Below are 7,687 nucleotides of genomic sequence, written 5' to 3'. Positions count from 1 at the left end.
CCATTTCATACATTTTCTTTTCAAATGAATTAATCACTTATATGAAGGAATAAATGTGCCTGTCACACCTTGTCTTCCTCTTAAAACATATAATCCAGGAAAATCATCTATCCCAACCATTTGAACTACCGCTTCCCCTTCAACTAATTAATGCCTTTGGCAAAATCCATAAACCATGCAAGTAATAGGTTATGGCAATAACAACTTAAATATATGAGGAAACGAATAATTAGTTGCAACAATCGAATACTGAAAACGGATTGCTCCTTCCGGGTAAAGTTATTAAACATTAAACCGCTAAAACACAGGGTTCCATTGTCCAAATATTAAAAAACTTTTTTACAATTTTACTTACTTATACTATAATAAATATATTTTAAAAATTTCAGGAAAGACTTTTAATCATTATAAAAAATAGTTGGGAGAGGGATTTATAAATGATTAATAAAAACACATCTTTGAGGATGCAAAGTATCGTTTTTATTGGCTTTATGGGGGTAGGGAAGACGACGATCGGACAGAAGGTAGCCAGGAAATTATATAGGGACTTTATTGATATAGATCAAGAAATTGAAAAGGAATTCAATATGCCCACTACGGAAATCTTCAAGAAGTTTGGGGAAAAAGCTTTTCGCGAAAAAGAAAAAAGTGTGATTGAAAGCCTAAGTCAACAACAATTGAAAATCATTTCAGTTGGAGGCGGGGCCTTTTTACAAGAGGATATACGGAATATCTGTTTAACCAATTGCATTGTCTTTTACCTGGACTTATCTTGGGAATACTGGAAAGAGAGAATAGGCTTGCTTATTGATAGTAGACCTGTTTTACAAAGCCGGTCCCTTGAAGAAATCGAAGAACTCTTTTACACGAGACAGGAAATATACTCCTATCATCATTCAAAAGTGAATACCAATGATCTAGATGTTGATGAAGTTGCAGACTTTATTGTCGATTCATTGAAAGTGGCCTGGGATATTTATGAACCGCTTAAGTAAGGCAAACCTTTTTGATATGTAATCAATGTTCCCAATAAAAGAATAATAGAAAAGATGAAAAGGACGCAGCGGTACCTAACCTCTGTGAACTAATCACCTTTTTATTTTTCTTTTTTAGGAAGACTCTCTAATAATCAGTTCTGGATTCAATATGATTCGCTGTTGTTCCCGTTCTATTTTCTCCATTTGCTGATACAAGAGATTCGCTGCCTCTTTCCCAATACGTCTAGGGAATGAGGAAATGGTCGTTAGCGGAGGATGATAGATTTCTGCGACTGGAACGTTATCGAACCCAACGATATCTATATCTTTTCCAGGAGTAATTCCTTTCATCATTAACCCTTGCATAACACCAAAGGCAATTAAGTCGCTAAAGCAAAAAATTGCGGTAGGCGGATTAGGATTCTCAAGTACTTTCAAAACAGCCTCAAGCCCTCCCTCCCGTGTAGGGGCACTATCTATCACCAACGATTCATCCACTTCCAATCCCGCTCTTGAAAGAGCTTCACGGTATCCCTCCATTCTCTCGATCCAAGTAGAAGACTCCTTAATGCCACCAAGGAGCGCAATTCTTTTATGCCCCTTTCCAAGGAGATGATCAACGGCGATCCTGGCTCCTTCTGGATAGTCTATGCCTACATAGTCGCTATTCACTCCAGGCAGTTCCCTGACAGCAAGCACCATCGGCGTGTCAATTTCATTTAACCGTTCGATTGTATTTTGTGAGCTTTCAGAGACAGGACAAAGAATCAGGCCACCCACCCTGTGTTCCATCATGGTTGAAAGGAGATGATCTTGCTTGGCAACCGAGTCAAATGTAGTCCCCAGCAACACTGTATACCCGACCTCATCCAATGCATCGTGAACACCTATCAGGAATTCAGAAAAAAAGGTATTTGATATGTCGGTAATAATGATTCCTACAGTATCAGAACTCTGCGACCTTAGGTTTGCTGCAATTCTATCGTAAACATAACCCAATTCATGCATGGATTTTAGTACCTTTTTTCGCGTCGCTTCCGATATTCGAGGGTTATTGCGAACGATAAGGGAAGCAGTGGATGTTGATACCCCAGCATGTTTTGCTACCTGTTGCAGCGTGACCCGCCCTTTTTTGGATTGTTTCATAGTTCAATCACCATCTTGAATGTATTTTGATGTACTTATTATTATCATGTTCTTACTATAATAATAATATAGTTACTGTCATTATTACACCCTTGCTTTTGGAACATGGGAATCTCAACGATCATTAATCACGCCAAAACATCTATATCCACTATTCATTAGTCCAAAAAAAAACGCCATCCTAGTTCCGGAAGATGGAGTTTTAAGTAAATCCTTCAATATTTTTAGCCATGGTTAAATATGGTCTGCTGCTGTGTCAATTTCTTATACCGGTAATATACAAAAGCTGCAGCCAGGATTCCTATAGTAGCAATAAAGCAATCAAAAAGAAATATATGCGATATATCCCCACTCTTAGCGATCAAGCCCGTTGCAATTGGTAAAATGACGCTCGCCAAACTGGATGCCGTCGCAACGATCCCTGTTACAGTTCCTTTTTTTCTCCAGAAAAGTTCAGTCATTATTGCAATGGTTAATTGAAAGATTCCAGCTGTCGAGGCTCCAAGGAAAAAGGAGCTAATACTTAAGACAATAGGTGAATGAATCGTTAATATGATGATAACCGTAAGTAAAGTAATCATTGGATAAAGCAATATCACCGTCACGGGCTTAATCCATTTGTTTAATAAGATGGATAATAGCAGGACGGAAATAAGTGACCCCACACTATAATAGCTCAATAATTTAATTGCACTTGAAGATTGCATACCTGCGACTTCCTGCCCGAAACTCGGTAACCAGATTTGCGAAACTGTAAATAACGCAGTTGATGTAAACCCAATTATGATTAGTGCGACTCCTTCGCTCCAAAATTTAGGTTCCGTTATGAACCTGTTACTATGCAAATCCTCTTCTTTACTGACAGCTTCGGATTTGCTTGGAAATGAAGCGGACATCACCAAAAACATATTCATGAAATAGATGACAGCCGGTACGAAAAATGCAAACCCGTAAAATAATTGGTTCGTAGTAAGAAACAAGATGATGAATGGCAGGATTGTAGCACCAAGCGAACCAAAAGCCTTAACCATAACACTCGCGGAACCAGCAGATTCAGGAAACATTTCAGTTAGCGCCGGATATGTACCAGCATCCATGGCTGAGTTGGAAATTCCCGCAAGTAAGGCAAATACAAAGGCCATTTCATATGAGGGAGAAAATGGAATCCCAATTAAAAAAACGCCCATTATTACCGAAGAGACCATGATTAATGGTTTTCTTCCAAATTTATCTGATAATACCCCCGAGAGACCATACGTGAGTAATCTGCCTATTCCTATTGCTGCAATAAGATAACTAATGCCAGTAGAGTCCGTATCCCATTGTTCTGTTAAAGAGGGCATGTTGGAGGCGAGAATTATATTGACCATCCCCAGCAGAAAATAGTTAATATACATGCCAGATGCCGCTTTAAAATACTGATTTTTCATTATTACACCCCTATAATAAATCACGTTGTGTTTCTCCCATATAACACCTTCATGCATAATGTAATTACATTGAAGTCTCCCCTTTATGTTATCCATTTACATGAAAACCACTTTTCAAAAAAAAACGCTAAGAAAAACAAGGATCTCACGCCCTGCATTTCTTAGCTCCGAGGTTTTTTTAATCATTTAACAAGATGCACATCGAGTATGAAAAAACCTCTATTTGGAGAGCAATCTCCAGAGTGGAATCATTTTATTCTGCAAACAATTGCTCTTTGATGAAATCAACAGGCATTTGTTGGCCTGTCCATAATTCAAAGGCTAGTGCACCTTGCCAAAGCATCATCCCAAGACCATTAATAGCTGTAGCACCTACAGCTTCAGCTTGTTCCATTAGTTTAGATTTTCGTGGGATGTAAACAACATCGGTTACGATTAAATCTGGACGCAGCATTGATTCGTCTTGAATGACACTTAAGCCTTCAAGTGGTTTCATGCCAACGCCGGTTCCATTTGCCAAAATATCACTAGTTGCGATTTCAGCCTTTAATTGTTCAACATTTTCAAGAGGGTATACATTGGCTTTCACATTTAAATGCTTCATATCCTCATTGATGATTCGTGCATTCTCTTCTGCTTGCGGGAAGAATGCATCATCACGAGCAAAAATGCTGATTTCCGCCACACCTTCCAGTGCAGATTGAATGGCAATTGGAGTAGCAGCCCCACCAGAACCGATAAGAGTCATTTTCTTGCCTTTAATATCAATACCATGTTCTTTAAGGTTCCGGGTATATCCCATTCCATCAGTGCTGTGCCCTACGAACTTTCCATCGACATTGACAACAGTATTAACGGCTCCTGAAAATTTAGCACTGTCCGCCAATTCATCAAGATATGGAAGGATCTTCATTTTATTAGGCATGGAAACGTTAAATCCTTTAACATTTAATGCACGCATCCCTTTGACTGCATCTTCAAGCTCTTCATTTCCAACCTCAAATGCTAAATAGGCGCAGTTCAAGCCTAATTTATCGAAAGCTAAATTATGCATGGCAGGTGATAATGAATGTCCGATAGGTGTTGCCAGCAATCCTACTAATTCTGTTTTCCCATTAATTCGTCCTAGATTTTCCATGTTCTATTCCCCCTGATTTTTTAAACTTTATATAAATTCCTTCTTGGAAGGAATTATGAGTTAAATATTTTGATCAATGATTTCCAATACATTTCTTAATTGAGCAACAGGAATTTGTCCTGGTGCAGATGCTTCTTTTCCGGCACCGAATGTACAAGCAGATCCAAACACCGCACCTGATAATCGACTGACCAGGCCTGTACCCGACATTGACATCGTAATGAATGGGCGATCGGCATACTCTGTTTTCATTGTGTAAGTTGCATCTAATAATACGAGTAAGTCACCAACTGTTTGGGGCATTACAGCGATTTTGGGAATATGGGCGCCAAATTCCTGCATCTTACGCAATCGGTAAATGATTTCTTCTTTTGCTGGTGTCTTATCGAAATCATGGTTACACATCACTACGTATACGCCATTTTCCTCAGCTACCTTCACAGTCTCCTTCACTGGTGATTCCTCAAAAAACAACTCCACATCGACAAGATCAATATTCTTCGTTTTAATTGCTGTATGAAGAAGTTCGAAATAATAATCATCGCTGATTTCCTTGTTTCCGCCTTCTTTATGGCTTCTAAATGTGAAAAGCAGCAAAGTACTAGGAACAGCACTTCTAAGTTTTGAAATCATATCCGAAACGGCTTCTAAACTTTCGACTTGTTCAAAGACATCTACTCGCCATTCAATGATATCCGGCCGTAGCGCATTTACCGTTTCAACTTCTTTAAGCAGTTCTTCTTCCGTTGTCCCCATTAGTGGAACGATGATTTTTGGAACCCCTTCTCCAATCGTTACGTCTTTGATCGTGATTGTTTGCATGATGTTTCCCCCTTTTATCAATATCATCAATAGGGTTCATGCCCCACTGATGTTCGGTTAGACCGTTTAATTGGAAACTTTAATTACCTTCTTGTATCGATAGGCAACGAAAACGGCCAACAAAATACTAATTGCCGCAATTGCCACATCAAACAAGAAGACCGCAGTTAACCCAGCATTCTTGGAAATGATACCTGTAATGAAAGGTATGATGATGAAGGCTGAACTACCTGCAATGTTTACATATGAAGTGATTGTACCTTTATTGGCAGGGAAGAATTCCGTGATTATTGTCATGGCTAATTGGAATACCCCTGCAGTTGAAAGCCCTATGAAGAAAGCGCTCAAAACGGTTATAAATGGTTGCTGGATGTAGATGAGTGACAATAAAGATAATGCTGCAATGACCGGATAGATAATCATGACGGTAATGGGCTTAATTACTTTATTCAATAGAACAGCTAGTAAAATGACAGAAATAAGGGAGCCAATACTATAGTAACTAAGCAATTGAACAGCCTTAGCTTGGGTTAGCCCCAATACATCTTGTCCGAAGTTCGGAAGCCAGACTTGAACCAACATGAATAAAGCAGTTGATGTGAAGCCTAATAGGATGACGGCCAAACCTTCCTGAGCAAACTTCGGTTTTGAGAGGAATTGCTGTTGAACCGGCACAGCTTGTTCATCATTCCGAGTTTGGCTTTGGGCTTTATGATCCGGGAATGAAACCTTAAGCAGGAAAAACCCATTAACAAGATATACAGCAGCCATTAAGAAGAATGTATACCCGTAAAACATATCTCTAGCTATAAAGAACGCCATGATAAATGGAAGAAGTGCGGCACCGATTGAAACGAACGCTTTTACTAATACGGTAGCGGAACCAGCTTTCTTTTGAAAAGCCTCAATAAGTGCTGGATACGTACCTGCATCCAAAAATGAATTGGCAATACCAGCACATACAGCAAATATAAATGCCAATGTATAGTTAGGAGCCAAAGGTATGCCTATAAGGAAGATCAGGTAGATAAAAGATGCTGAAACAACAAATGGTTTCCTTCCTAATTTATCCGACAGTCTACCGGCGAAAAATAAAGAAACTAACTTACCGATTCCTATGGCAGAGACCAAGTAACTTATCCCTGAGGCACTTGTATTTAATTGATTTGACAAATTTTCCATATTTGATCCAATGATAATATTGATCATGCCTAAAATAAAATAGCTAATATATAAACCTGTGGCCATTTTTATAAATGGATTTTCCATGAAACACACCCCTATTTAAAAAGTTATCGAAATGCAATTTGATTCTTAAGTCTTTCAGATGTTGCCCCCTTGCCCCATACCATAAATTCAAGAAAAATAATTACGTACTAAATAAAACAATAAACATCATAAACTAATCGGCTAGTTAGTACATCGTTCTACTAACTTTGCATTATTAGTATATCGTTCTACTAATCGTGCTTGTTGTTGGTATATCGTTCTACTAAATTCAAGCGTTAGAAAAGTATTGAAAAAACATTTATGCTACCGTAAATTAGTTAAATTTATTTAGTATATCGTTCTACTGGATTATTATACTGCGCTAATTTAATTGTGTCAAACTCATGAAGCAGTCCTTAATGACCATAGAGCAATTCCTCATACTCATTATTTTTAAATTCCGAAGGGCTCATTTTGGATCTCATTTACCTTAAAAGTTCAGCACTGCCTTGTATTCGTTAGTGTTCATACAAGTTGGTAGAATACCTTTTATTTGCAGATGCACCAATTATTTTATCCTTTATGAGGGCTTCCTTCTATTTTGATATTCCCCACATTTTTACCAGTTTCTGAATTAATTTCTTTTTAGCTAAAATATATGTACTGCTGCTTATTTATATCAATTATTCAGTTATTTGCAATTCGATTTTAATAACCCATTGTTTAAGCAGGCAGTACTAATATCTTGCTTATATCCTAAGTTATGATAGTCGAAACGGTTTAAATTTAAAAGGATGAACAATTTTTGATTTCAGCCCCTTTCAATGGTGATGTAACAGCTTCTATATATATAACAGGGCTCCATAATTGGTTCTTAACGCAAAAAAAGACCAGCCGGATGGCTGATCTTTTCAAATGGCTTGGCGGCGTCCTACTCTCACAGGGGGAAACCCCCAACTACCATT

Annotated in this window: 6 protein-coding genes; 1 reads left to right on the top strand and 5 read right to left on the bottom strand. The window is 38.2% G+C overall.

The window, feature by feature from the left end; all coding sequences use genetic code 11:
* Positions 1 to 437: 437 nt before the first annotated feature.
* The gene (locus OTG27_RS26310; protein ID WP_057277282.1) at positions 438 to 995 is read left to right on the top strand and encodes a shikimate kinase; all 558 of its coding nucleotides are present in this window, start codon (positions 438 to 440) and stop codon (positions 993 to 995) included.
* 114 nt (positions 996 to 1,109) lie between these two features.
* On the opposite strand, the gene OTG27_RS26305 is transcribed toward OTG27_RS26310, so the two are convergent.
* The 5 genes from OTG27_RS26305 to OTG27_RS26285 all read right to left on the bottom strand — a co-directional run bounded on the left by OTG27_RS26305 (position 1,110) and on the right by OTG27_RS26285 (position 6,782).
* Positions 1,110 to 2,123 (bottom strand): LacI family DNA-binding transcriptional regulator, encoded by a 1,014-nt coding sequence (locus tag OTG27_RS26305; protein ID WP_268938582.1) that lies wholly within the window; start codon positions 2,121 to 2,123, stop codon positions 1,110 to 1,112.
* Positions 2,124 to 2,347: 224 nt separating this feature from the next.
* On the bottom strand, positions 2,348 to 3,553 hold the full coding sequence (locus OTG27_RS26300) for an MFS transporter (RefSeq protein WP_063577531.1): 1,206 nt from the start codon (positions 3,551 to 3,553) through the stop codon (positions 2,348 to 2,350).
* Between the two features lie 253 nt (positions 3,554 to 3,806).
* Positions 3,807 to 4,691, bottom strand: a complete 885-nt coding sequence (locus OTG27_RS26295; RefSeq protein ID WP_106028715.1) for a shikimate dehydrogenase — start codon at positions 4,689 to 4,691, stop codon at positions 3,807 to 3,809.
* Between the two features lie 60 nt (positions 4,692 to 4,751).
* Positions 4,752 to 5,513 carry a type I 3-dehydroquinate dehydratase gene (gene aroD, locus OTG27_RS26290; protein ID WP_268938581.1) on the bottom strand — a complete coding sequence of 254 codons (762 nt, stop codon included), beginning with the start codon at positions 5,511 to 5,513 and terminating at the stop codon, positions 4,752 to 4,754.
* Positions 5,514 to 5,579: 66 nt separating this feature from the next.
* Positions 5,580 to 6,782, bottom strand: a complete 1,203-nt coding sequence (locus OTG27_RS26285; protein WP_268938580.1) for an MFS transporter — start codon at positions 6,780 to 6,782, stop codon at positions 5,580 to 5,582.
* Positions 6,783 to 7,687 lie beyond the last annotated feature (905 nt).

Origin of the sequence: Peribacillus sp. AS_2, from assembly GCF_026891895.1 — a bacterium.
Classification (GTDB): domain Bacteria; phylum Bacillota; class Bacilli; order Bacillales; family DSM-1321; genus Peribacillus; species Peribacillus frigoritolerans.
The sequence above is the reverse complement of the archived record's forward strand: the minus strand, read 5'-3'. Positions and strand labels throughout refer to the sequence as shown.

Bases quoted from the DNA above. Each gene is read 5' to 3' on its own strand.
- OTG27_RS26300 (WP_063577531.1), bottom strand. From the start codon at position 3,553: ATGAAAAATCAGTATTTTAAAGCGGCATCTGGCATGTATATTAACTAT.
- aroD (WP_268938581.1), bottom strand. From the start codon at position 5,513: ATGCAAACAATCACGATCAAAGACGTAACGATTGGAGAAGGGGTTCCA.
- OTG27_RS26305 (WP_268938582.1), bottom strand. From the start codon at position 2,123: ATGAAACAATCCAAAAAAGGGCGGGTCACGCTGCAACAGGTAGCAAAA.
- OTG27_RS26285 (WP_268938580.1), bottom strand. From the start codon at position 6,782: ATGGAAAATCCATTTATAAAAATGGCCACAGGTTTATATATTAGCTAT.
- OTG27_RS26295 (WP_106028715.1), bottom strand. From the start codon at position 4,691: ATGGAAAATCTAGGACGAATTAATGGGAAAACAGAATTAGTAGGATTG.
- OTG27_RS26310 (WP_057277282.1), top strand. From the start codon at position 438: ATGATTAATAAAAACACATCTTTGAGGATGCAAAGTATCGTTTTTATT.